The sequence below is a fragment of the Demequina capsici genome, from assembly GCF_032102965.1.
GTDB lineage: Bacteria > Actinomycetota > Actinomycetes > Actinomycetales > Demequinaceae > Demequina > Demequina capsici.
The window spans coordinates 843,071-867,933 of sequence record NZ_CP134880.1; the positions used below are offsets into that span (position 1 = coordinate 843,071).

At 70.7% G+C, this 24,863-nt stretch carries 17 protein-coding genes; 9 read left to right on the forward strand and 8 right to left on the reverse strand.

From position 1 onward, the window contains the following. Positions 1-51: 51 nt before the first annotated feature. The 4 genes from RN607_RS04085 to RN607_RS04100 form a co-directional block, all read right to left on the reverse strand. A complete protein-coding gene (locus RN607_RS04085) occupies positions 52-822 on the reverse strand; it encodes a creatininase family protein (protein WP_313544510.1) in 771 nt (256 codons plus the stop codon). After that, entirely contained in the window at positions 819-1,706 is an 888-nt protein-coding gene (locus RN607_RS04090; RefSeq protein WP_313544512.1) for an acyl-CoA thioesterase, read from the reverse strand. Before RN607_RS04090 ends, RN607_RS04085 begins: the two co-directional genes overlap by 4 nt. Positions 1,707-1,788: 82 nt before the next feature. Beyond that, entirely contained in the window at positions 1,789-2,211 is a 423-nt protein-coding gene (locus tag RN607_RS04095; RefSeq protein ID WP_313545392.1) for a globin, read from the reverse strand. A 26-nt stretch (positions 2,212-2,237) separates the two neighbouring features. After that, positions 2,238-3,395 (reverse strand): mechanosensitive ion channel family protein, encoded by a 1,158-nt coding sequence (locus tag RN607_RS04100; protein WP_313544514.1) that lies wholly within the window; start codon positions 3,393-3,395, stop codon positions 2,238-2,240. 78 nt (positions 3,396-3,473) lie between these two features. On the opposite strand from RN607_RS04100, the gene malQ reads away from it, so the two are divergent. Continuing rightward, positions 3,474-5,621, forward strand: a complete 2,148-nt coding sequence (gene malQ / locus RN607_RS04105; RefSeq protein ID WP_313544515.1) for a 4-alpha-glucanotransferase — start codon at positions 3,474-3,476, stop codon at positions 5,619-5,621. Positions 5,622-5,812: 191 nt separating this feature from the next. Here the strand turns inward: malQ and pepN (RN607_RS04110) are convergent, their stop codons facing one another. Further along, positions 5,813-8,395, reverse strand: a complete 2,583-nt coding sequence (gene pepN, locus RN607_RS04110) for an aminopeptidase N (RefSeq protein WP_313544516.1) — start codon at positions 8,393-8,395, stop codon at positions 5,813-5,815. 328 nt (positions 8,396-8,723) lie between these two features. Between pepN (RN607_RS04110) and RN607_RS04115 the strand changes: the two genes are divergently transcribed. Continuing rightward, positions 8,724-10,868: a hypothetical protein gene (locus RN607_RS04115; protein ID WP_313544519.1), complete on the forward strand. Its 2,145-nt coding sequence runs from the start codon at positions 8,724-8,726 to the stop codon at positions 10,866-10,868. Positions 10,869-11,067: 199 nt separating this feature from the next. Here the strand turns inward: RN607_RS04115 and pepN (RN607_RS04120) are convergent, their stop codons facing one another. Next, positions 11,068-13,674: an aminopeptidase N gene (pepN, locus tag RN607_RS04120; protein WP_313544521.1), complete on the reverse strand. Its 2,607-nt coding sequence runs from the start codon at positions 13,672-13,674 to the stop codon at positions 11,068-11,070. A 170-nt stretch (positions 13,675-13,844) separates the two neighbouring features. Here pepN (RN607_RS04120) and RN607_RS04125 point away from each other — a divergent pair, with 170 nt between their 5' ends. From RN607_RS04125 to RN607_RS04135, 3 genes are all read left to right on the forward strand, one after another. Further along, the gene (locus RN607_RS04125) at positions 13,845-15,071 is read left to right on the forward strand and encodes an MFS transporter (RefSeq protein WP_313544523.1); all 1,227 of its coding nucleotides are present in this window, start codon (positions 13,845-13,847) and stop codon (positions 15,069-15,071) included. A 46-nt stretch (positions 15,072-15,117) separates the two neighbouring features. Beyond that, a complete protein-coding gene (locus tag RN607_RS04130; RefSeq protein ID WP_313544525.1) occupies positions 15,118-16,443 on the forward strand; it encodes a carboxylesterase family protein in 1,326 nt (441 codons plus the stop codon). A gap of 118 nt (positions 16,444-16,561) precedes the next feature. After that, on the forward strand, positions 16,562-18,307 hold the full coding sequence (locus RN607_RS04135; RefSeq protein ID WP_313544527.1) for a glycoside hydrolase family 15 protein: 1,746 nt from the start codon (positions 16,562-16,564) through the stop codon (positions 18,305-18,307). Positions 18,308-18,311: 4 nt separating this feature from the next. Here RN607_RS04135 and RN607_RS04140 read toward each other — a convergent pair whose 3' ends face one another. After that, complete coding sequence (locus RN607_RS04140; protein WP_313544529.1) at positions 18,312-19,784, reverse strand: diguanylate cyclase domain-containing protein; 1,473 nt, start codon at positions 19,782-19,784, stop codon at positions 18,312-18,314. 249 nt (positions 19,785-20,033) lie between these two features. Between RN607_RS04140 and RN607_RS04145 the strand changes: the two genes are divergently transcribed. Genes RN607_RS04145 through RN607_RS04160 form a run of 4 tightly spaced genes read left to right on the forward strand, consistent with a single transcriptional unit; the run spans position 20,034 to position 24,143 of the window. Beyond that, on the forward strand, positions 20,034-21,233 hold the full coding sequence (locus RN607_RS04145) for an SPFH domain-containing protein (RefSeq protein WP_313544532.1): 1,200 nt from the start codon (positions 20,034-20,036) through the stop codon (positions 21,231-21,233). 4 nt (positions 21,234-21,237) lie between these two features. After that, on the forward strand, positions 21,238-22,404 hold the full coding sequence (locus RN607_RS04150; RefSeq protein ID WP_313544534.1) for a TFIIB-type zinc ribbon-containing protein: 1,167 nt from the start codon (positions 21,238-21,240) through the stop codon (positions 22,402-22,404). Then, a complete protein-coding gene (locus RN607_RS04155; protein WP_313544536.1) occupies positions 22,404-22,772 on the forward strand; it encodes a hypothetical protein in 369 nt (122 codons plus the stop codon). The genes RN607_RS04150 and RN607_RS04155 overlap by 1 nt, the downstream gene beginning before the upstream one ends. 21 nt (positions 22,773-22,793) lie before the next feature. Next, positions 22,794-24,143 carry an MFS transporter gene (locus RN607_RS04160; RefSeq protein WP_313544538.1) on the forward strand — a complete coding sequence of 450 codons (1,350 nt, stop codon included), beginning with the start codon at positions 22,794-22,796 and terminating at the stop codon, positions 24,141-24,143. Between the two features lie 24 nt (positions 24,144-24,167). Here the strand turns inward: RN607_RS04160 and RN607_RS04165 are convergent, their stop codons facing one another. Beyond that, entirely contained in the window at positions 24,168-24,749 is a 582-nt protein-coding gene (locus RN607_RS04165) for a hypothetical protein (RefSeq protein WP_313544540.1), read from the reverse strand. Positions 24,750-24,863 lie beyond the last annotated feature (114 nt).

Here is a 24,863-nt window from a genome sequence, read left to right on the forward strand (position 1 = left end):
CGCTCCCACCCTCCTCTCTCCCGGTGGGGCGCACGCGTCACGGCAGGCGCGTCAGTTGAGATCCGGGGCGGACGCGGACGGGTGCACTGCTCCGCCCAGCGCATCCAGGTGACGCTGGACCGCTGCCGCGGAGTGCTGCTCGAGCAGCATGAGCAGACGCTGTCCCTTGTCGGCGGTGGCGGGTCGCGGATCGCCGAACACGCCAGAAGGCGACAGGGTGTCGAACCGGAGCGGGCGCATCCCGAAGTCCGCGGGAAGCTCGGGATAGCTCGCGGCCATCCGGTCGGACCGCACGGTGCCGGGCGCGAGGGCCATCACCAGCGATGTCTCGATCTCGTCGGCGTGGCACAGGCCGGGCGCCGCCCACGGCGTCTCCTTCACGTCGTCGCCCGCCTCGATCAGGCCGGGGTAGTCGAGCACGATCACGTCGATCGACTCGGTGGCGAGCTGCTGCGCCGCGGAGTGCAGCGGCAGCCGGTTCCCGTAGTCGCCGTTGACGATCACGGTGGTGGTGATGCCGAAGCCCGTCACTGCGCGTACCAGGTCGAGGCAGACGGCGGTCGTCGTCGCCGCGCTGAGCGAGACGGTGCCCGGGAAGCCGGCGTTGTCCCAGGTCTGGCCGTAGGGCACCGGCGGCATGAGGATCGCGTCGAAGCGTGCGGCGAGGCGGCGCGCCAGCCCGTCGGCCTGCAACGTGTCGGTGGACAGCGGCAGATGGGGGCCGTGCTGCTCGAGGGCGCCGAAGGGGAGGATCGCGAGCGTGCCGCCGGCGGCGACGTGCTCCTGAACGTCCGTCCAGCTGGAGGTCGCGAGCTCGATCACGCGGGGACCTGAGGCATGCGCACCATGCCCTCCTGGGCGACGGTCGCCACCAGGCGACCGTCCTCCGCGAAGACCCACGCGCCGGCGAGGCCGCGCCCGCCCTGGGCCGTGGGCGCGTCCTGCACGTACAGCAGCCACTCGTCGGCGCGCGCCGGCCGGTGCCACCACATCGCGTGGTCCAGGCTGGCGAACGAGATGTCGGGCGTGGCCCACGAGGCGCCGTGGCGTCGCAGGATCGGCTCCAGGATGATCTGGTCGGAGGCGAACGCGAGCAGCGCGCGGTGCGTCAGGTCGGTGACGTCGACGGCGGTGCGGGCCTTGATCCAGGTGGACTGGTAGGCGCGCGGCTGACGGTCGGGACGGAGGAAGATCGGCCCTTCGACGTGCCGCACGTCGAACGGCGCCCGCTGCAGCCAGAAGTCGGCGGTGGGGTGCCCGGCGAGGGGCGCGAACACGTCGACGCCGGAGGTCAGCTCATCGGGGCCCGGCACCTCCGGCATCACTACCTGGTGCTCCGGTCCCTCCTGCTCGAGCTGGAAGGACGCGATCATCGACAGGATGGGCGCTCCCTCCTGGATCGCATGGGTGCGTCGTGCGGAGAAGGAACGGCCGTCGCGCAGGACCTCCACCTCGAAGTCGATGGGCTTCGAGGCGTCGCCTGCGCGCAGGAAGTAGCCGTGCATCGAGTGGACGGGACGGTCGGGGTCGACGGTCAGGCCGGCGGCCACGATCGCCTGGCCGAGCACCTGGCCGCCGAAGACGCGGCCGCCCGGCATGGGGAGCGACTGGCCGGTGAAGCTGGTGTCCGCCGTGCGCTCCAGGTCGAGCGCCGCGAGGCCGGACGCGACCGCCTGGTCGGCCCACGTGTCGAGGGTGTGAGTCATGACGTCGAGACTATCCGCAGGTGTCGAAGGTTCCGTGGCACGGCTGCGCGTCGCGTGCGGGCGATGGCCCCGCAGGACGAGGTCACGGTCGCGGGGTCTCGTCGAACGTGTTCACCATCGAGTGCGCCGCGCGCTCGAGGTAGTCCATGAGGGTAGCGGTGTGCAGCGGCGCGAGGCCCGCCTCGGCGACGGCGGCGCGCATGTGGAGGATCCACCGGTCGCGCGCCTCCGGGTTGACGTGGAAGGGCTGGTGCCGCATGCGCAGACGCGGGTGTCCTCGCTGCTCGGAGTAGGTGCCGGGCCCTCCCCAGTACTGCTCGAGGAACATGGTGAGGCGCTGTACCGCGCCCTCCATGTCGTGCTCGGGGTACATGGGTCGCAGGATGTCGTCGTCCCTCACGCCTTCGTAGAACCTCACGACGATGCGTGCGAAGGTCGGGTGTCCGCCCACCGCGTCGAAGAAGCTCTGGCCCTCGTCGGCCACCGGTCCTGCACCCACCCTCATCCCGGGCGCCGGCGTGGTCGCGTCGCTCACTCGTCCCCCTCGCCTTCCACGTCGCCTTCGTCACCGCGGACGACGGAGCCGCTGCGGGTCCTCTCGTCGAGGCCGGGCTCGTGGGCGGGGTCGGCGTGCGTGGGAGAGGCTGCCGCGCGGAGGTCTGCCGGCGCGGGCTGGGACAGCTTGAAGCCCTGGTGCGGCAGGGACATGGCGATGCCGCGCTGCGCGAACTCCCGGCGGATCTCGCGCCGCAGCGCGCGCATGACGTCCCATTGGGTGGCGGGCTGCACCTGGATCAGGAGGCGGACGGTGACGGAGTCGTAGTCGAACGACTCGATCCCGGGCACCTCGGGCTCCGACAGGATGGAGCTGTCGATGTGCTCGTCGGCCTTGCGTGCGGCCTCGACAGCGGCCAGCATCGCCTCGCGCGCCTCGTCAAGGTCGGTGTCGTATCCGAGCTTGATCTCCAGCATGGCGCGCGACCACAGGCGGGTCATGTTGCCCACCCGGGTGATGTTCCCGTTCGGGACGTACCACATGGTGCCGTCCACCGACCTGAGCCTGACGGAGCGCAGGCCGATCTCCTCGACCACGCCGGACGCCTCGCCCACGTCGATGATGTCGCCCACCCCGTACTGGTCCTCGACCAGCATGAAGACGCCCGCGATCAGGTCCTTCACCAGCGACTGGGCGCCGAAGCCGAGCGCCACGCCGACGATTCCCGCGGAGGCCAGCAGCGGCGCGATCGAGATGCCGATCTGGGCAAGCACGATCAGCGTCACGGTGGTGATGATCAGCACCGCGAGCGTGGAGTTGAGGACGATGCGGATGGTGCGGGCGCGCTGCTTGCGGCGCTCGCGCTCCAACCGTGCGTCGAGCGTGTCGTTGAGCGGGATGCTGATGCGTGCTCTCTTGAGCGCGGATCGTGCCTTCCGCTCGGTGAGCGGCAGGCCCTCCTCGATGGACCGGGTCACGAGGGTGATCACCCAGCGACCTGCGGCCCAGAGCAGGAGCCCGAGCACGATCATGACGCCGATGAACGCGAGGTTGCCCCAGCCGGACCCGAAGGTCCGTTCGAAGTAGCTCGACCACTGGTCCACCGTCTCGCTGCCGGGCAGCGGCGTGACGGAGGGCTCCGGCGTCGTGGACGTCGGCACGGGCAGGAGGGCAAGCATTCCGGGAATCACCACGCTCACTACAGTAACCAGTGGATCGGGCACGGCGAGTCGGCGCCGACGCCCTGTGCCGCTCGCGCGCAGGATGGCAGGATGGACGACGTGACCGAATCTGGCGCCGCCGTCCACGAAAGCCCCTCGTCCGCCCTGCAGGAGCTGGCGCGGGCCTGTGGCGTGGCGCTCGACTACACCGCCGCATCGGGCGAGCACAAGACCAGCTCCGCGGCCGCGATCCGTGCCGTCCTCGCAGCGATGGGCGTCGACGGGTCGGACGATGACAGGTGCCGCGAGGCGCTCGGGCGGCTCGAGGACCTGCGATGGGCCCGGCTGGTGCCCGCGGTCACGGTGCTGCGCGAGGGTGCCGACGCGGTGATCCCTGTGCACGTGCCCGACGGTGAGCCCGCCGCGGCGTCGCTCACGCTGGAGACCGGCGAGCACCGTGACCTGGAGCAGGTGGACGTCTACGTCCCGCCCCGCGACGTCGCCGGCCGCCGGATCGGCCGTGCGTCGTTCCGCCTGCCCGGCGACCTTCCGTTGGGGTGGCATCGGATCGAGGGCGTCACGACCGGCATGCGCGGCAAGGGCTGGGTCGTCGTCACTCCTCGCCGCATCGAGATCCCGCAGGAGGTGCGCGAGGCGAGGCCGTACGGCCTTCACACGCAGCTGTACTCGTTGCGCTCCACCCGGTCGTGGGGCCTGGGCGACTTCGCCGACCTGGGCGATCTGTGCGCGCTCGCGAAGGTGCGCGCCGGTGCGGACTTCGTGCTGGTCAACCCGTTGCACGCCTGCGAGCCCGTGCCGCCGATCTCGAACTCGCCGTACAGCCCGTCGTCGCGGCGCTACCTGAACGCCACCTACATCCGCGTGGAGGACATCCCCGAGGTCGCGTACCTGCCGAGCCAGCAGCGCGCGGTGCTCGAGTGGGAGTCCGAGCGGCCGCGCAGGGTGGACGCGACGGATGCGCTGCTGGATCGCGACGGTGCGTGGCGGGCGAAGAAGGCCGCGCTCGAGCACGTGTTCAAGGCGACGCGGTCGATCGGGCGCGACGCACAGTTCGAGGCGTACTGCATCCGCGAGGGTCGGGCGCTCGAGGACTTCGCCACCTGGTGCGCGCTCGCGGAGGCGCACCGAGGCGTGCCGTGGCCCGCGGAGATGGCCAAGCCTCATTCGCAGGAGGTCGCGCAGTGGCGCGAGCAGCACCCTGACCGCATCATGTTCTACGCGTGGCTGCAGTGGATCGCGCAGGAGCAGCTGGCCCGTGCCCAGTCCAGAGCACGTGAGGCAGGCATGATGATCGGCGTCATGACCGATCTCGCGGTCGGCGTGCATCCCGAGGGCGCGGACGCATGGGCGCTTCAGGCGGTCCTTGCGCGAGGGGTCGGTATCGGAGCTCCTCCTGACGCGTTCAACCAGAAGGGTCAGAACTGGGCGCTGCCGCCGTGGAATCCCCGTGCGATGGAGGCCGCCGCGTACCTGCCGTTCCGCGACCTCGTGCGCGCCGCCGTCGCCAGCGCTGGTGCGCTCCGGATCGATCACGTGCTCGGCCTGTTCCGCCAGTGGTGGGTGCCGGACGGGCATCAGGCGGACGACGGAGCGTATGTGCATGTGGATCATGAGGCGCTGATCGGCATCGTCGCGCTCGAGGCGCAGCGTGCCGGCGCGATCGTGATCGGCGAGGACCTGGGCACCGTCGAGCCCTGGGTGATGGCCTACCTCAACGAGCGGGGGCTTCTGGGCACGGTGGTCCAGCGCTTCGAGTGGCGCGACGGCCACCCGCTCGCGCCCGAGGACTACCGCGAGGATGTGCTGGTCGCGGTCACGACGCACGATCACCCGCCCACTGCGTCATACCTGGCAGGCACCGACCTGGATGTGCCGGAGGAGCTGGGGCTGCTCGTCGGTGACGTGGAGCGGATGCGTGAGCAGGGACGACGCGAGGTGGCCGACCTGACCCGGTACCTGGACGAGCGCGGCTGGCTTCCGGTCGAGCACTCGGATGAGGACGTGCTGGCGGGCATGCACACCCTGGTGCTGCACACTCCTGCGCTGCTGTGCGCGATCGCGGTCACCGATCTGGTGGGGGACATGCGGACGCAGAACCAGCCGGGCACGTTCACCGAGTATCCGAACTGGCAGATTCCTCTCACCGACTCCAACGGCGTGCCGGTGCTGCTCGACGACCTGTTCGACCACCCCCGCGTCCGACGGCTCGTGACCCGGCTCAAGACGGCGCGCAGCTAGCCCGTCACGTGGGGACGTGGGTCCCGGATCGGTCCGAATCTGTGTCGATCAACCCGGTTTCCTTGCCAGGTGTGATGCATGTCACAGCGCCGCGGCGCCGCACGTCGTTACGGTGGCGGTGGACAGCGCCCGTGACCGCTCGGTGCGTCGGACGGTTGATGGGGGTCGGCCGACGCGCTGGGCGTCCGCGGTCAGGCCTGCTGCGCCTCGAGCGCGCGCCTCATCTCATCCAGGCTCTCCACCACGACCTTGCGCAGGACCGATGGTGCTTCCGGGTGCGTCTCCAGCCATGCCTGCACCTTCGCGTCGATGCCTGGCACGCGACCGGCGAGTGAGACGGGGAGGACGTAGCGGGCGACGCGAGCTCCGACGAAGCCCTCGTTGGCCAGGTAGTAGTCGAGCAGGTCCTCGAGGAGGGCGTCGGCGACAGGTGCGAGCACTGCAGGGTCGGTGACGCGCGCGAGGCCCAGGCCCACCTCGTACTGGGTCGCGTTGTTCAATGCGGCGCCGTCCGGGTGGGCGAGCGCGTCCCACGCGGCGCGCTTGGCGTCGACGGTGCCGATCGCCGCCTTGGCGCCCGCCGCGCGGCGGCGTCCCGCGGCCGTGTCGTCCGTGGCCAGATGGGCGTCGATGCCTGCGGCATCGATCGCGCCTGCGGCGGCGAGCGACTGGACCAGCGCCCACGCCAGGTCGGTGTCGATCGTCAGGCCCGGCAGCGCGGAGCTGCCGTCGAGCAGCGCCGCGAGGCGTGCGGCCTGGTCCGAGGTGTGCGCAACCTGCGCGTACGCCTTGAGCAGCTGGAGCTGCAGGTCTGACGACGGCGCCGCGTGCTCCACCGCGGTCCACAGCCGTTCCGCCGCATCCTCGGCGAGCCGCGGCGCGTCGGCCGGCGGCACGAAGCGGTGGAGCGCGGTGACGAGCGTGCGTGCGTGCGACTCCGCAGCGGTCGAGTTGGCCATGACGGGCAGCGCGGTGAGCGCGGCGTCGATGTAGCGTGCCGCGGGCAGCTGGCCGTCACGGCACATGTGCCACAGCGCGTCGAGCACGATCGCCTGCGGTCTCGCCTCGGTGAGATCGCCGATGTGCGCCACCGCGGTGGCCACCGACGTCTCGGTCAGCACCAGCTTGGCGTAGGTGCGGTCGGCGTCGTTGACGAGCAGGAGGTCGGGGAGGGACCTTCCGACGGCCTCGGGCACCGCGATCGACCCGTCCTCGACCGATGCGTCCGCCTCCCATGCGCGCGTGAACGCGCCGTCGGCGTGGGTGTAGCCCGCGACCGTGAGGCGATGCGGGTGTGCGACGGGGAATGCTGCGGCAGGGGTCTCGATGATGTCCAGGGACGCGACGGTGCCGTCCGGGGCCTCCACGACCTCGGCGCTGAGAGTCGGGACGCCCGGCGTCTCGAGCCACGCGTGCGCCCAGGTGGACAGGTCGCGCCCTGCGGACCTCTCGACCTCGGCGAGGAACTCCGCGAGCGTCGCGTTGCCGTACGCGTACCGCTTCACATACGAGGCGACGCCTCCGAAGAACGCCGGCTCGCCCACGTAGGCCGCGAGCTGCTTGAGCGCCGACGCGCCCTTGGCGTAGGTGATCATGTCGAATGCGGAGACCGTGGCCTCGGTGTCGGGCACCTCGGTGACGATCGCGTGCGTGGTCGGCAGCTGGTCCTGCACGTACGCCACGGACTTCCTGTTGGCGCCGAACGTCACCCACGAGTCCCTGAAGTCGGTGACGTTCTCTGTGGCCCACGTGCCGATGAACTCTGCGAAGGACTCGTTGAGCCACAGGTCGTCCCACCACCGCATCGTCACCAGGTTGCCGAACCACATGTGCGCGAGCTCGTGCAGCACCACGTTGAGGCGGTTCTCCCGCTCGCCCTCCGAGGGGCGCGAACGGAACAGCAGCCGGTCCTCGGAGATCGTGACGGCGCCGACGTTCTCCATGGCGCCGAGGTTGTACTCGGGGACGAACAGCTGGTCGTACTTCTCGTACGGGTACGGCGTTGCGAAGACGTCCTCGTACAGCTCCAGCCCCGCCTGGACGGTGGCGAGGAGCTCCGCCGCGTCGAGGTGGTCGGCGAGCTGGGCCCGGCCGTACACGCGTGCCGGGATCCCGCCCTTGGTGGAGACGAGCATGCCGTCCGCGTACGCGTAGGGGCCCGCCATGACGGCGGCGACGTAGCACGGCAGTGGATCGGTCTGAGCGAAGACCCAGCGGTTGACGCCGACCGCTCCCGACGGTGCGACGGTCGTGCTGGCCCCGGCGACGAGCGTCGGCTCGGGGGTCGGCGAGTTGGAGACGACGACCCAGTGCGCGGGGGCGTCGACGGCGAAGGTGAAGGTGCCCTTGATGTCGGGCTGGTCGAAGCAGGCGAACGCGCTGCGCGCGTCGTTGGCTGCGAACTGCGTGTACAGGTACGTCTCGTGCGTCTCCGGATCGACGAAGCGGTGGACGCCCTGCCCGTCGTTGCGGTAAGGCATGAGCGCCTCCACGACGACGGTGGTCGGACCGTCGACCTCGTCGAGGGCAACGCGGCCGTCGGAGATCACCGCGGCGGGGTCGACCTGGACGCCGTCGATCTGGATGCCGGTGACGGAGGTGGGGACCAGGTCCAGGAAGGTCGACGTGCCGGGCGCTGCGACGAAGCTCAGGGTGGTGCGTGATCGGAACTCGTCGCCCGGGAGCGTGAAGTCGAGCTCGACCGCGTAGGCGGCCTGCGTGATGACGGCCGCGCGCTCCGCGGCCTCCGTCTTGGTGAGGTTCAGACCAGGCATGGGAAGAAGTCTTCCACGCGACGAGCGCCGGGAGCTCGACGACTCGGGTCGGCCACGTCCCAGCCATGATCGGTGACGCGTCACCCCAGGTTTGAGCGCGATCTCCCCGCGTCGCGTCCGCACCGATTGCTGCGGCTGACCGCCGGTGCGACACTGAAGCAGTCGTCCTCAGTGTGAGATATGTCACACCGTCGTACATACATCTGAGGCGGCTCATTCGGCACACCTGCACAGGTCGTCGTCGAAGGGGGACGGGTGCCGACGGCGCGCCCGCGCATGGAGAGGTGTGCCCACACCTAGCCAGCTCTCCAGCTGAGGGGAACCCACCGTGAATACCAGAACCATCCCCATGAAGGGGCGCATCGGCCTGCTCGCCGCCGCGTCCCTCCTCGCCGCCATCCTCGTGGCCGTGCCAGCCCAGGCGGCGCTGCCCACGTTGCCGTGGAACCCGACCGACGGCGTCGCCGACACCAACGCCACCATCCAGACCGTGCCTGACCTGTCCGGGAACTCGAAGGAGCTCGGGCCCAAGAACGGCAACGTCTACAAGCTCCAGACCATCAACACGACGCCCCTGCCGGTGCTCGACTACACGAACCCGAACGCAGGCACCGACTTCACCCAGATCCGCATCGACTCCGCGACCGTCAACGGCGACGTATGGGGCTACTTCGCCTTCACCATCGAGTCGTTCACGACCGGGCAGTCGGCGTGGGAGTTCATGTCCGACCCGGCTCCCGCCGGATGCGACTACTCGCAACCGAACTCCTACCTGATCGCCCACTGCAACCCCTGGGCCAACCGGCAGGCCGGCGACTTCTTCATCGTCGCCGACTACCAGGGCAACGGGGTCAGCCTGGGCTACCGCGTGTGGCAGGACGCAGGCGGCGGGGCGCTCACGCTCGGCCCTCTCACGGCCATCCCCGCCGACCATGGGGACGGTGGCGTCAACACCGCGACCGGCTACGTCGAGATGGCGGTGAACCTGACGCAGGCCGTCTTCGGTGGTGCCCAGCGGTGCACGAGCATCGGCAACATCATCCCGAGCACGCTGACGGGCAACTCCGACAACGCGGACTACAAGGACGTCGTGCTCGCAGACCTGACGGCCACGACGGCCATCTCCAACTGCGGCTCTGTCACGATCTCCAAGGTCCTGAACTCCTCGCACACCTACGACGACACCTACCAGTACACGCTCGATCGTGCGGGCGCGGACATGCGCTACGCGGCCGACACGAGCACAGGCAACCCTGCCAACGACGACACCGGGTACGTCGTGCCCGGCGCCAACGGGGCAGCAGGGACGGCAGTGACGGAGACGAGGCTCATCGCAGGCACCGACTACACGCTGACCGAGCTGATCGGGGCGGGCACGGACACCGTGACCTCCACCGAGCTCGTCAGCATCATCTGCACGCCTGAGGGCGGCAGCCCCATCGACCTCTCCACCGCGACCTACTTCCCGGTGGACGTCGGAAAGACCACGGCATGCGTCATCACCAACAAGGAGCGCGCAGGCACGCTCACGGTGTACAAGGACGTCCAGAACGACAATGGAGGCTCGGCCACGTACGCCGACTTCGCCTTCGCGCTGGTCGGCCACGTGGGCACCTACTCGTGGGATCCTGACGCCGCCGACCTCGACAACGAGGACGGCGTGAAGTCGCTCACCCTCCCGGCAGGCACCTACACCGCCCAGGAGAGCACGGTCGCCACGGGCTACACCGAGGACAACTCCGACTGCGTGGACGTCGTCGTCCCTGCGGGCGGCACGGCCTCGTGCACCATCGTCAACACCGACGATCCTGCAGCGCTCACGGTGGACAAGGTGGTCGACAACCACGCCGGAGGCGCGGCAGCGGCCGCGGACTTCTCCGTGACGCTCAAGGACTCGACGCCGGCGACCATCGGAAGCCAGTCCTTCGTCAACGATGACGGCACCACCCTCACCGGGTCCACGGAGTTCTCTCCGCTGAACGTCGGAACCTACGACGTGACCGAGGACGGCGCCGTGTGGGTCACCGACCACTGGCAGATCACCAAGGGCGGCGTCGTCTACTACGTCACCTACAGCGACTGCAGCGCCATCTCGCTCGGACTCGGCGGCAGCGGCACCTGCACCGTGACCAACACGGCGCAGCCCGCGTCGCCGGGGGCCACCACCGCGCAGTCGTGGGTCCTGCACGACTCGGTGACCTTCACCGGGGTGCGGTCGGGCGCACCGAACGCTCCGACACAGGTCACGTTCGGCCTCTACACCGACTCCGCATGCAGCGGCTCACCGGTAGGCGAGGAGACCGTGGACCTCACCGGCAACCAGGCGGCGACCGCCACGGGTGTCACCATCACGTCGCTCACGCCGAACGACACCTTCTACTGGAAGGTCGTGCGGCCGGCGGACGACTACAACAACGCGGTCACGTACTGCAACGAGTCCACGCAGATCATCGCGGACGACTCGGTGAACTAGCAGGGAGGAGCACAGGCCTGCTGCGGCGCTGAGGAGCTGAGGCCCGCCGCGCAGCGGTCGGGCTGGGCGTGGTGGTCCTTTCCGGATTCTCCGCCACCCACCCGGTCCGGCCGTGACAGCACGAGGGCCGGGACCCATGTCAGGTCCCGGCCCTCGTGGCGCGCCCAGCAGCGTGCTGGGCGATCGCGCGTGATGCGGATCAGCCCTCGTACGCCGCGTCTGCCGCCTGGTTCACAAGCGCGCGGCGCACGCCGTCGCTCCCTTCGCGTACCAGGCGCTTCAGCGCGTCGTGCGCGTCGGCGTTGGCCTCGATCCATGCGAAGGCCTTGTCCTGCAGGTCGGGCACGCGCCCCGCGAGCTCGACGGGGTAGAGGCCCTCGATGAGGTTGGTCGCCATCTCGTTCGTCTTGTCCGAGTAGATGCGACGCAGCATCGCGAAGTACTGGTCCACGAAGGGCTCCAGCAGGGTGGTGTCGTGCACCGTGGAGAAGCCTGCGGTCGCGGCGAACTGCAACGCGTTCGGCATGTCCTCGCCCTCGGCAGCGTTCACGAGCGCGTCCCACGTGGCCTGCTTTGCCTCGGGGGTGGCGACGGCGGCGCGAGCCGTGGCGGCGCGGCGCTGGCCGGATGCCGTCGCGTCGTTGCTGAGCTGCAGCTCGATCGCCAGCTCGCCCACCCGGCCGCCTGCGGCGAGCGCCGTCAGCAGATCCCACGTGAGGTCGGCGTCGAGAGGCAGGCCCTCGAGCGTCGCCTTGCCGTCGATCAGCGCCTGCAGCGTGTCGAGCTGGACGTCGTCGGTGGCCAACGATGCGAAGGCTCGCACGAACTGCAGCTGGTTGTCGGACCCGGCCTCGGCTCCCAACGCGAGCGACCAGAGCGTGGCGGCGGCGGACCGCGTCGCCTCCTCCGAGGCGGACGGGGCTACGTACAGCGACAGCGCCGTGTCGAGCTGGCGCAGCAGCGTCAGCACCACGGTGGACTGGTCCTCGGTGGCGATGCAGCCGAGGACCAGGTCGGCGAACCGGCGTGCGGGCATCTCCCCGTCGCGGGTCATGTCCCACGCGGCGGACAGCACCATGGAGCGGGGCATCGCGTCCGTGAAGGCGCCGACGTGCTTGACGGCGGTGGCGAGCGACACGTCGTCCAGGCGGACCTTCGCGTACGCGAGGTCGCCGTCGTTCACCAGGATGAGCGCCGGACGGCGGATGCCCACGAGCGCCGGGATCTCGGTGCGCGGGCCGTCGACGTCGACCTCGACATAGGCGGTGCGCTTGAGCGTCGCCTCGCCCGCGTCGTCCGAGACGACGTCGTAGGCGCCGATGCCGACACGGTGCGGTCGCTGCGTGGGCCACTCCGCGGGGACCTCCTGCAGCACGGAGAACGCGGCGATCTCGCCGTTGCTGTCCTCCTCGATCACGGGGCGGAGCGTGGTGACGCCGGCCTTCTGCAGCCACACGTCCGACCACGCGGACAGGTCGCGTCCCGAGGCGGCCTCGAGCTCGACCAGCAGGTCCGTGAGCACGGCGTTCGAGTGGTGGTGCTTGCGGAAGTACTCCTGGACTCCGGCGAAGAACTCGTCCTGGCCCACGTAGGCGACCAGCTGGCGCAGGACCGACGCGCCCTTCGCGTACGTGATGCCGTCGAAGTTGACCTCGACGTCCTCGAGATCGCGGATCTCGGCCATGATCGGGTGGGTCGAGGGCAGCTGGTCCTGACGGTAGGCCCACGACTTCTCGAGAGAGTTGAACGTGACCCACGCGTCGGAGTACCTGGTGGCCTCAGCGGCGCACAGGGTGGACATGAACTCCGCGAACGACTCGTTGAGCCACAGGTCGTTCCACCAGCGCATGGTGACCAGGTCGCCGAACCACATGTGCGCCAGCTCGTGCAGCACGGTGATGGTGCGCCGCTCCACGCGCGCCTGCGCGGTCTTGGAACGGAACACGTAGTCCTCGAGGAACGTGACGCAGCCCGCGTTCTCCATGGCGCCCGCGTTGAACTCGGGCACGAAGATCTGGTCGTACTTCTCGAACGGGTAGTCCATCTGGAACTTCTCCTCGTAGAACGAGAAGCCCTTCTGGGTGTCGTCCAGGATCACGTCCGCGTCCAGGAACTCCGCGAGCGCCTTGCGGCAGTACACATTCGCGCTCAGCGTGCCCTTGCGGGACTCCACCGAGCCCTGGACCTCGTGGTACGGGCCTGCGACGATCGCGGTCACGTAGCACGGGATGCGGGTGGTGGGGGAGAAGGACCAGCGCGCGACGTCGCGCGACGTGCCCGCGATCTCGATCGTCCCGTCGGCCGCCTCCTTCGTCGAAGGAGAGTTGGACAGCACGTGCCAGTGCGCGGGGGCCGTCACCGTGAACGTGAACGACGCCTTGAGGTCCGGCTGCTCGAAGACCGCGAAGACGCGTCGCGTGTCCGCCACCTCGAACTGCGAGTACAGGTACACCTCCCCATCCTCTGGGTCGACGAAGCGGTGCAGGCCCTCGCCCGTGTTCATGTACGCGCAGTCGGCGACGACGGTCAGCTCGTTCTGTGCCGCGAGGCCGGGCAGGGAGATGCGGCTGTCCACGAAGTGCGCGGCGGGATCCAGCGGCTGCCCGTTCAGGGTGATGCTCAGCACCGAGGGCGCGATCAGGTCGATGAACGTCGACTCCCCGGGGGTGGCGGAGAAGCGGACGGTGGAGGTGGACCGGAACGTCGTCTCGGAGGTGGTGAGATCGAGCTCGATGTCGTAGCCGTCGGTGGTGACGACGGCGGCGCGGGCCTCGGCCTCGGCGCGGGTGAGGTTGGTACCTGGCATACGCGGATTCTGTCATGACCAGGTGACAAGGGTGTGTCGGATGCGCGCGTAGGCTGAACGCGGCCCTGGCACCGCCCGGCAGGGCGCGCCGCGCACGGCGGGCGTCAGTCGAGGGAGGGCACCGGATGCGGCCGCGGTGGTCACGAGCATGGTGGTGGGGGCTCGTCCCCGTGGGTGTCCTCCTCTTCGCCGCGACGGTGCTGCGCGCGCCGATCGCGGTCGTCGCCCCCCTCGTGTCCGACATCCAGGCGGAGCTCCATCTGGACGCCCCGACGGCCGGGCTGCTCACGTCGATCCCGGCGCTGTGCTTCGGCCTGCTCACCCCCGCGGCGTCGTGGCTGCTCGGGCGGGTGGGCATCAACCACGGGATGCTGTACTGCCTCGGCGGCATCGTCGTCGGCTCCGTGGTGCGCTCGTTCGCGGGGCTGGCCGGACTGCTCGCGGGCACCGTCGTCATCGGGGCGGCGCTCGCGATCGGGAACATCGCCGTGCCGATGCTGATCGGACGGCAGTTCAGGCATCGCGCCGCGCTGCTCATGAGCGCGTACTCCGCGAGCGTCAACATCATGGTGGCGTTCGTCACGGCGACCGCGGTGCCGATCGCGCTCGTCACGGGCTGGCGATGGGCGTCGGCCTGGGTGGGCGTGCTCGTCGGCGCGATGGCGCTGGTGCTGTGGATCGTGGTCTACCCGCCCGGCGTGCGGGGCGCCAGCGCCAAGGTGCGGCGCCTCGCGGGACTCGAGGAGGCTGCGCCGAGCATGACGCGCGGGAGCCGCGCCGGCGCGCCTGTGCGCGCGATCGGGCGCTGGCGCTTCGTGTGGCTGCTGCAGATCGCGTTCGCCGGCCACACCGTGTCCTACTTCTCGATGACGGCGTGGCTGCCGCTCGCGCTCGCGGACGAGCAGGGGCTCGGCGCTGCAGGGGCAGGCGTCGCGTCGTCGGTCTTCCAGGCCGCAGGGATCATCGGCCCGTTCCTGGTGCCGGTGCTCGTGGGCCCGTTGAGGTGGAGCCAGCCGCGCACGCTCGGCGTGATCGCCGCAGGGTGGCTGATGCTCCCGCTCGGCCTGCTTGCGGCACCGGGCTGGTGGCTGCTGTGGACCACGGTGGGAGGCCTCGCGCAGGGGGCCTTCTTCACCGCGCTGTTCCTGTCCGTGGTGCTGCGCTCCCGCGACGTCGACGAGAACCGCAGGATCACCACCCGCGTGCAGGTGGCCGGCTACACGGCTGCGGCGACAGGACCGGTCCTCGCAGGGCTCATCTACGAGCGCACGTCCGGCTGGACCATTCCGTTCGCGTTCGTGCTGGGGGTGCTCGCCGTCGGCTCGGTCGCGGCGGTGGCGTCCGCCCGCGACCGGTCGGAGCCCGCGGACGAGGAGCAACCTCCCGCGCAGGCGTAACCTGACAGCAGGGGTCATCAACGCTGAGCAACCGGGAGGTTCCGTCATGCCCGATGCCACCGCTCGACGGGTGGACACGCCGCTGGGTCCGATCCTCGCGCACCGCGACGGGGACCTGTGGCGCGCACGCGGCGTCCCGTACGCAAGTGCCGACCGCTTCCAGCGCCCATCGCCCGTGGCGCCGTGGAGGCGTCCGTTCGACGCGGCGACGCCCGCGCCGGTGAGCCCGCAGAGGGTGGACGGCCTCATGGAGTCCGTCAGCCCCGGGTACGTGGACCGCCTGGGCGTCGACGAGCACTGCCAGCGGGTCTCGGTGACCTGGCCCGCGGGCGCGGGCGACGAGCCGCTGCCCGTGATCGTCTGGATCCACGGCGGCAGCTACCTGACGGGCGGCGGCGACCTGGAGGGCTTCGACCCTGCGCTGATGGTGCGGGAGCAGCGGGTGATCGTCGTCGCCGTCACCTACCGGCTGGGACTGCTCGGCTGGCTGGGAGACGACCGCTTCGCGCCCGCGAACCTGGGACTGCTGGACATCATCGAGGCGTTGCGCTGGGTGCGCACCTGCATCGAGGGGTTCGGGGGCGACCCCACCCGCGTCACGGCGATGGGCCAGTCCGCCGGCGGCGACGCGATCACCGCGCTCATGGCCGTGCCGGAGGCAAGAGGACTGTTCCGCCGGGCCATCGTGCAGTCAGCGCCGCTCGGGATCGGTGACCGCCGAGGCGCGATGCAGCGCGCGATGCTCAAGGCCGTCCACCCCGTGGACACCGCCATGAGCGTCGACGACGTCCTGCACGCGAACGCGGAGATCTACCGGGTGTCCCGCAAGCACGGGCTCAAGGGGCTGATGCCGTACGGGCCGCAGTGGGGCCGGTACCCGCTGCCGCCCGAGTCGGGAAGGGACGCGGCGACCGCTGCGTCGCGCGACGTGGACCTGCTGATGGGCCACATGTCCGACGAGGGCGTCGTCGTGGGCGCGGCGCTGCCCGCGCTGGGCAAGGCGTTCCAGGCTCCCGTGGTCGGCGGCGCCGTGCGGCACGCGGTCGCGGGCTCGCTGCAGGCGGCGGTGTACGAGAAGGGCGCCGCGCGCTTCGTCGAGGCGCATCGGCGGGCGGGAGGCAACGCGGTCCAGTACCTGCTCGGCTGGAAGGCGACGGGTTCGGCGATCGCGGACGGCCATGGCATGGACATCCCGGTGCTGCTCGGCGATCCCGACGCATGGGTCCGCACCGAGGGACTGCGGCACGAGAGCCCCGATCGCATCCGACGCGTCGGCACCGCGATCCGGCAGGTGTGGGGCGACTTCGCGCGCGGAGGAAGGGTCGCTCCCGAGTCCGCCGCGGCAGCGTCCGAGTGGCTGCGCCTGAGCTGACCGGCACCGCCGGGCGGGCATAACGAGCGCCCCCGATCCCGTTGCACCTGGTGGCGGTGCGATCGACCGCCACGCCGGCCCCCGCGTCGGCGGCATGCGACCGCTGAGGAGGACGACGATGGTGCACGCGGCCGAACGTGACATCCCCACCTCGCCGCTGCGCGACCACGCGTTCGGGGCCGACGGCGAGCGGGGGATGGTGATAGGGCCGGACGGCGCGATCGTGTGGATGTGCGCGCCTCGCTGGGACTCGGACGCGGTCTTCTCACGGCTGCTCGGCGGCAGAGGCGCGTTCACCGTGCGACCCAGGTCTGCGCCGCGGGTGTGGGGCGGCAGGTATGAGCCGCGCAGCCTCGTCTGGCGTCATCGCTGGTCCACCACGGACGGCCCGTTCGAATGCAGCGACGCGCTCGCATACCCGGGCGACGATGACACGGCGATCGTGCTGCGACGCCTCGAGTCGACCGGAGCCTCGCCGCACCTGGTGGACGTCTCTCTCGCGCCCCGCGCGGGCTTCGGCGTGGACGACGCGACCGGCGCGACCTGCGTCGACGGCGTCTGGACGTGGCGTACGGGCCACCTGCATGTGCGCGTGACGGGGCTTCCCTCCGCGGTCATGAGCGCCGACGGTGAGCTCACGGCGCTGCTGGAGGTGCCGGCAGGCGGTCGCGTCGATGTGGTCCTGGAGCTGTCCACCTCGCCCCGGTCGGGCCCGGTCGACGCCGACGCGCTGTGGGCCGCGACACGTGCACGCTGGCACGAGGTGGTGCCCCAGGTGACGGGCACCGCCGCGGACGCGGACGTGGAGCGCTTCTACGCCGTCGCCCACGGACTCACCAGCCGGCACGGCGGGATGGTGGCCGCAGCGACCACGGGCCTGCCCGAGCAGCTCGCGGGCAGCCGCAACTACGACTACCGCTACGCGTGGGTGCGCGACCAGTGCTTCGCCGGCCTGGCGGACTCGGCCGCCGGCGGGCACAGGCTGCTCGACTCCGCAGTCGCCTTCATCGCCGCGCGCCTGCGAACGGACGGTGCCAGCCTCCGGCCTGCGTACACGGTCACCGGGGAGCCCGTGCCTGACGAGCGGCCGCTGCCCGTGCCCGGATATCCCGGGGCCACGCCGATCGCGGGCAACCACGCCAACGCGCAGTTCCAGCTCGACGCGTTCGGCGAGGTGCTCCTCCTCTTCGCACGTGCGGCCCGCGCGGGGCGGTTGGACGATGCCGGCTGGGAGGCGGCGCGGATCGCCGCCGACGCGATCGCGGCACGATGGGACGAGCCCGACGCAGGCATCTGGGAGCTCGAGGACCGCTGGTGGACCCACTCGCGGCTCATCTGCGTGTCCGGGCTGCGGGCCATCGCCGACGAGGCTCCGCCCGAGCCGGCGCGCGAGTGGCGGGCGCTCGCGCGCAGCATCGAGGCGCGCGTGGACGACGAGTGCGTGACGCCGGACGGCAGGTGGGGACGCGCGGCAGACGACGCACGGCTGGATGTGGCGCTGCTGCTGCCCGCGATCAGGGGTGGCGTGGACGCCCGCGCGGAGGTCAACGCACGCACGCTCGACGCCGTGCTCGCCGACCTGGTGCATGACGGCCACGCATACCGCTTCAGGCACGGCGAGATCCCCTTGGGCGAGGCTGAGGGCGCCTTCCTGCTGTGCGAGGCGACGCTCGCGCTCGCGCTCGTGCGCCTCGGCAGGCGCGAGGAGGCGGTGCGCTGGTTCGAACGGGTGCGCGGCTGCGTCACCGTGGCGGGACTGTACTCCGAGGAATGGGACCCCGAGGAGCGACAGCTGCGGGGGAACATCCCCCAGGCGTTCGTGCACGCGCTCGTCGCGCAGGCAGCTGTCGAGCTCGGCCGCTGAGCGGTCAGGTCTCGACCGTGCTCCGCTTGCTGCGCTTGTCGGCGTACATCTGATGATCGGCCTGGGTGAGCAGCGAGTCGACCGTGCACCTCTCGCCCGCCTGCGCGGTCGCGAGGCCGATGCTCGCGTGGATGGACACCGTGCCGTCGGTCAGCGCGAACCCCTCGGTGAAAGCGCCCCGGATCCGCGCGTCGATGCCGTGGGAGGCGACCGCCGGGTCGCAGACCGCGATCATGATGAACTCGTCGCCGCTGAGCCGGCCCACCATGTCGCCGTCCCGCGAGCGCGAGATGCGGGCGAGCCGGCGCGCGACGGCCACCAGGAGCTCGTCGCCCACCGCATGCCCGCGGGTGTCGTTGATCTGCTTGAAGCCGTCCAGATCGATGAAGGACACGACGAGCCCCGGCGCGCGCCCCGCCTCGACCCGTGCGACCGCGGCCTCGAGGTGATGGTCCACCGCGCGTCTGTTCGGGAGGCCCGTGAGACCGTCCTCGTCCGCGAGCACCCGCAGCCGCGCCTCGGCGTCCCTGTGATCGGAGGCGAGCTGGCTCACGCGCGCCAGCACCAGGACGACGACCACCAGGTGCGCGAGCGTGCCCGTCAGCCACTCCACGTAGCTGCCCGTCAGGTCGCGGACCACCGCGATCAACGGCGTGGCGATCAGCGCGCCTCCCAGCAGGGCGAGCCTGCGGCCCGAGAGCCGGCTCACGTGGAGCGGACCCACCTGGAAGGCCTCCGGCCCCGCGGGATGCGCCACCGCAGCCCACGCGGCGACGTAGGTGATCGGCCACAGTGCGTCGACCCAGACGGGTGCGACGCCCGTGAACGGATCGACCAACGCGCTCGACAGCCCGTTGGCGAGCACCGCCACCAGCACGGCGATCGCGAAGTACACGAGCGACGCGCGGCCGGCGCGCGGCACGGCGCGGTTGAAGCGCACGCCGACGATGATGCCGGTCGTCGCGCTCAGCGCCATCGTGATGAGGAACGCGTAGACGCGGTCTCCCGTCGGGGCGCTCGCGGCGTGCAGCGCCGGAGCCACCTCCGCGCCCCATGCCGCCGACGCGAGCGCCACCGCGAGCGTCGACGCGTCAAGCACGCTTCCAGGGTCACGTCGGATGGTCGGAGCGATCGCCAGCAGGGCCGCGCCCAGCAGGAACAGGTACGCCATGCCGAGCAGCACGTCGTGCACCCCTGCGGGCGCGGAATGGCCCTCGCCCCACGCCGCGGTGGCGAGCCACAGCCAGTTGACTCCGATCAGCGCGGCGAAGCCCACGAGCAGCAGGGCGTACGGCAGCCTGGATCGGCCCTCGGCGCGGACCAGCCGCGCCAGCACGGTGATCACGACGAGCACGTTCAGCGCCGTCGCCGTCAATGCCCCGACGAGCTCGCCGCCGACGGCGAACGCGGCCAGCGACACGACGAGGAGCGTGCAGGCGGCCGCCAGCACGCGCGCGGGGGTGGCGGCGGTGCTCATGGACTCCTCATCGGCCGCGTGAGGCGCCGCGTGAAGGTGTCGTGGCACGCGCCACACCGATCCCGGTGCGACGGCTCAGGCGGCGGCGCACAGATGCCGCAGAGTCCACCACGCTGCGGAACCCTGTTGCGGCTCCTCGCGTTGCCCGGATAGGTTTCCTGTGCGGACGTTCGGGTCCGGCAGGGGGAGGGTCCGACCAGGTCGGATCAGCCGCGCGGCGTCGCGCCGCGCGGGACGAGAGGAGTCGCTGTGGGATTCATCCAGATCGCGTTGGGCGCAGGCTGGGACGCGCTGAAGTCGTCCTTCGGGGACCAGTTCCTGGACTTCCTGGTCCCGCCCGCCGGCATCAGCGACACCGCCGTCCTGTTCCCGGCAGCGAAGCAGGCCACGAACGCGGGTCGGGGTGAGAACACCCACGGCTCGGACAACATCATCACGAACGGCTCCGTCGTCGTCGTCCCCGAGGGCTACGGCCTCCTCACCTTCCAGGACGGCGCCGTGACGGCCGTCGTGGCCGAATCGGGCGCCTACCGCTGGGACAGCGAGTCGCAGGACTCCAAGTCGGTGTTCTCCGGAGGCGGCCTGCTCAACTCCACCTTCACCACGTCGTGGCAGCGCTTCAAGTTCGGCGGCCGTCCCATGGGTCAGCAGCTCGCGTTCTACGTGAACCTCAAGGAGATCCCCAACAACAGGTTCGGCACGCAGAGCCCCATCTACTGGGACGACCGCTACCTGAACACGCAGGCGGGCGCGATCACCCGCGGCACCTACGTGCTGCAGGTCGCTGACCCGGTCCTGTTCGTGAAGACCCTCGTCCCCGCCGCGTACATCTCCGCGGGCGCCAGGCAGTTCGACATCACGGAGGCCACGAACCCGGTATCCGAGCAGCTCTTCAACGAGGTGGTCGGCTCGCTCGCCGGCGCGTTCTCGCGCTACGTCAACGATCCTGACAAGGACCACCGCATCACCGCGATCCAAGGCGACTCCGTCGGCTTCGCCAAGTCGCTGTCGGAGGAGGTGGAGAAGAACTATAAGTGGACCACCGAGCGGGGCCTGGAGATCAGCTCGGCGACCATCGTCGCGATCGAGTACGACGCTGACACGCAGCAGCTGCTGTCCGACGTGCGCAAGGCGGACGCGCTCAGCGGCGGGCGTGCCGACACGTTCCTCAAGCAGTCGGTCGCGCGCGGCGTGCAGTCCGCGGGGGAGACCGGTGGCGGCACCGGGCTCGCGATGATGGGGATGGGCATGGGCGCCATCGGCGGCATGGTGCCGCAGACCCCTGGCGCTCCGGCGGGCATGGCGGCCGCCGCCGCTACGGAGACGCCGGCTCCGGCCGCCTCTCCCGACCCGTACGCGCAGCTCGCCTCCGCCAAGAAGATGCTCGACGACGGGCTCATCAGCCAGGAGGACTACGACGCGCTGAAGAAGAAGGCGCTCGGGCTCTAGCCGCATGGCCGAGGAGATCTCCACCCCTGCCGGCAGCGGCGACGGGGTCCACCGCTGCCCCAAGTGCGGCGCCTCCGACGTGATCGAGCTGCCTGAGAAGCAGCAGTTCATGTGCGAGTTCTGCCGTCACACATGGGACTTCACCAGGCTCGACGAAGCGATGGGCCTGTCCCAGGGCATCGCCGACCTGCAGGGCACCACATACTCGTCCGCCGCGTCCGACATCGCCTCCGACGAGGCCCTCGTCACGCTCAAATGCGACGGATGCGGGTCCGAGGTGGTCATCGACACCGACCGCTCCCTGCAGGCCCGCTGCCATTGGTGCAAGCACGTGCTGTCGCTCAACAACCGCATCCCCAACGGCGCGGTGCCCGACGGCATCCTGCCGTTCTCCGTGACGCGCGAGCAGGCGATGGGACACATCTCCGCGTTTGTGCAGGAGCGCAGGTCGTTCGCCCTGCCGGAGTTCGCCTCGACGTTCCGCCCCGAGAACGTGATGGGCGTGTACCTGCCGTACATGACCGTCGACGGCAACGTGTCCGCGCGGCTCGACGGCGTCGGAGAGATCCTGCGCCGCCGGATCGTCCGCGAGAAGCAGGCGACCAGGTACCAGTTCGACCGCTACGGCGTGACCAGGTTCCTGGACATCGAGATCGACGACCTGATCGTCGAGTCCAACTTCGAGAAGGCCGACATCACGTCCGCCACCAGCACGAACAACGTGATCAACGCGATCCTTCCGTTCGACGTGAAGAACATCGTCCGCTTCGACGCGCACTTCCTGGGGGACGACTACACGTCGCAGCGACGCGACATGGACATCGCGGAAGCCGAGACGATCGCCGCGGGCCACTTCCTCACCGTCGCGCGCGGCGACGCCGCGCCGACCGTCCGGCAGTACGACCGCGGCGTCCGCTGGGAGGCGGAGCAGGTGCGGATCGACGGCGCCCGCTGGACCGCGGTGCTGCTGCCCGTGTGGCTCTACGGCTTCGTGGAGAACAGGAAGGGCCGCATGGTGACCCACTACATCGCCGTCAACGGCCGCACCGGCGCCACCATGGGCTCGGTGCCCATCAACACGCGCAAGGCCGCGATGCTCGCCTGGGGCGTCGCGATCGGCGTCTCGCTGATCACCTGGCCCCTCGCGTTCGCGATGCTGGCGGCGTCCTGATGAGCGGCAACGGCGACGGTGGCGGCGCCTTCATCGCCCTGCTGCTCTTCGCAGCGGGGCCCGCGATCGGATGGTTCGTCTGGCACTCCATCCAGACCAGGTATCGCAACCGCGACGCGCGCTACCGACCCGACCGCACCGTCGCGCACACCGTGTCCAGCCTCACGGGCGAGGACTCGCCGCGAGGCCGCTTCACCACGTACGACAGCGCGACCCAGGGCCGCAACGAGAACGACCCCGACCAACGCGCGCGCATCTCACAGTTCTTCCACGGCGAGATCGCGAGCCCGCCCACGCCGGACGAGGTGGACCCCGGCGAGCGCGAAGGCGACGCCGAGCCGCCGCCACCCCCGCCGCCTGCCGCGTGACCCTGCCCCTACACTCGTGCGGTGACCGACAGCGAGGATGAGCCGAGGAAGGGCGCACGCCGGCACCTCGTCGACCTCGCGCCGCTGAAGGAGAGCCCGGCCTTCGCGCGGCTGTTCCTCGGCGGAGCGGTGTCGCTCATCGGCGCGCAGATGTCGGTGCTCGCGGTCGGCCTGCAGATCTACGACATCACCGGCTCCACCTTCATGGTCGGCCTCGTAGGCGGTGTCTCGTTGGTGCCGATGATCATCGCGGGCCTCTGGGGCGGCATGCTCGCCGACGCGCTCGACCGTCGGCGCCTCCTCATCGTCGCGTCGCTCGTCAGCTGGGCGTCGACCCTGGCGCTGCTTGCTCTCGCCCTGTGGGATCTGGCGGAGCTCAGCCACGGCGGGCGGGCGCAGGCGTGGCCGTTCCTGGTCGTCACCACCGTCAACTCGGTGGCAGCCACCATCGGCAGCGCCACGAGGTCCGCGCTCGTCGGCCGGATCATGCCCCCGCATCTGGTGTCACGCGCGAGCGCGCTCAACGGCATCGCGATCGGCGTGGGGGTCACGATCGGGCCGGCGCTCGCAGGAGTCCTCGTGGCGAGCGCCGGGTTCGCGTGGACGTACGCGGCGGACGCGCTGCTGTTCACCGCCGGATTCCTGGGCATCTGGACGCTGCCGTCGCTTCCGCGCCTGGGCGAGAGGGCCGAGGTCGGGTGGGCGATGCTGCGCGAGGGCGCGCACTTCCTGCGTCACGCTCCGAACCTGCGCATGAGCTTCATCGTCGACATCATCGCGATGACGTTCGCCCGCCCCTACGTGCTCATGCCCGCGATCGGCGCGACCGTCGTCGGAGGAGGCTCGCTCTCCGTCGGAATGCTCACGGCGGCGGGCGCCATCGGCACCATGCTGACGTCCGTGTTCTCCGGCCCGGTGGCGCGCGTGCACCGCCACGGGCTCGCGATCACCCGCGCGATCACCGCCTTCGGTGCGTTCGCGGTCCTGTTCGGCGCGGCGATCCTGGTCCTCAGCCTGGGGGATCACCAGGCGGCCGCGGGCTGGTCCGGCATCCACTGGGGAGCGCTCGCGGTCCTGGCGTTCGCGATGCTCGGGATGGGTGCCTCCGACGAGGTGAGCGCGATCTTCCGCTCCACGATGATGATCCAGGCCGCGCCCGACGAGATGCGTGGCCGCATGCAGGGCGTGTTCGTCGTGGTCGTGACCGGCGGCCCACGGGTGGGCGACATGTATGCGGGCATCCTCGCGACGGCGGTGGCGCTGTGGTTCCCGCCATTGCTGGGAGGTCTGGTGATCATCGCGCTCATCGCGGTGCTCACGCGTGTCGGATCGTCGTTCCGCGAGTACGACGCGCGGCATCCCACCCCCTGAGGGGTCGCTTCGTGCGTGCTCCGGCTAGAGGTTCGCGGCGGCGAGCTCGGCCAGGCCGGTCGTCACCTCCGTGAGGTCCGTCCACTCGTCGGCGTAGTGCAGGACCGTCACCAGGTATCCCGCGGCGGCGAGCTCGACCACCGTGCCGTCCTGGGCGGTGAACGCCTCGTCGGCGCCGGGCACGGTGACGTCGGTGGTCGCGCCGTAGTCGGCCTCGGCGGTCGCCTTCGCCTCGTCGAACGTGCCGGTCATCGGCTCGACCTGCACCTGCACGGTCGAGTAGGAGTCGCCTGACGCGTACCACTCGCACACCGCCAGGTCCGTGCTGGACAGGATCGCGTTGAACTGTCCGTCCTTGAAGGCGAGCCCGACGACGGACTCGATCGAGGCGGGGTCCAGCAGCGCGCACGGGTCCGGCAGGTCGGGCGAGATCGCCGAGGGGTCGGCATTCGCCTGCTCCGAGGCGGCGTCCTCGACCACGTACTGCGCCTCCGTCGTCTGCACCGCAGGGTCCGCCACCGCCGACTCGCACGCGGTGAGGCTGAGCGACGCGAGCACCACCGAGGCGGCGAGCAGCGCGTGGGACGTGGACGTGCGGGAGCGCATTCTTTTCCTTGTCGGGAGGGTCGCCGCGACGCCGCGGCCGTGCTGGGAGGGGCCGACGATCGTGTCGGCACGCGTCAGGATAAGCCCAAAGGAGGGCAAAGGGGAACAACGCTG

Excerpts from the sequence above, each read along its gene's own strand:
- RN607_RS04095 (WP_313545392.1), bottom strand. The coding sequence starts at position 2,211 with ATGAGGGTGGGTGCAGGACCGGTGGCCGACGAGGGCCAGAGCTTCTTC.
- RN607_RS04130 (WP_313544525.1), top strand. The coding sequence starts at position 15,118 with ATGCCCGATGCCACCGCTCGACGGGTGGACACGCCGCTGGGTCCGATC.
- pepN (WP_313544521.1), bottom strand. The coding sequence starts at position 13,674 with ATGCCAGGTACCAACCTCACCCGCGCCGAGGCCGAGGCCCGCGCCGCC.
- RN607_RS04165 (WP_313544540.1), bottom strand. The coding sequence starts at position 24,749 with ATGCGCTCCCGCACGTCCACGTCCCACGCGCTGCTCGCCGCCTCGGTG.
- RN607_RS04135 (WP_313544527.1), top strand. The coding sequence starts at position 16,562 with ATGGTGCACGCGGCCGAACGTGACATCCCCACCTCGCCGCTGCGCGAC.
- RN607_RS04155 (WP_313544536.1), top strand. The coding sequence starts at position 22,404 with ATGAGCGGCAACGGCGACGGTGGCGGCGCCTTCATCGCCCTGCTGCTC.
- RN607_RS04150 (WP_313544534.1), top strand. The coding sequence starts at position 21,238 with ATGGCCGAGGAGATCTCCACCCCTGCCGGCAGCGGCGACGGGGTCCAC.
- RN607_RS04140 (WP_313544529.1), bottom strand. The coding sequence starts at position 19,784 with ATGAGCACCGCCGCCACCCCCGCGCGCGTGCTGGCGGCCGCCTGCACG.
- RN607_RS04090 (WP_313544512.1), bottom strand. The coding sequence starts at position 1,706 with ATGACTCACACCCTCGACACGTGGGCCGACCAGGCGGTCGCGTCCGGC.
- pepN (WP_313544516.1), bottom strand. The coding sequence starts at position 8,395 with ATGCCTGGTCTGAACCTCACCAAGACGGAGGCCGCGGAGCGCGCGGCC.
- malQ (WP_313544515.1), top strand. The coding sequence starts at position 3,474 with ATGGACGACGTGACCGAATCTGGCGCCGCCGTCCACGAAAGCCCCTCG.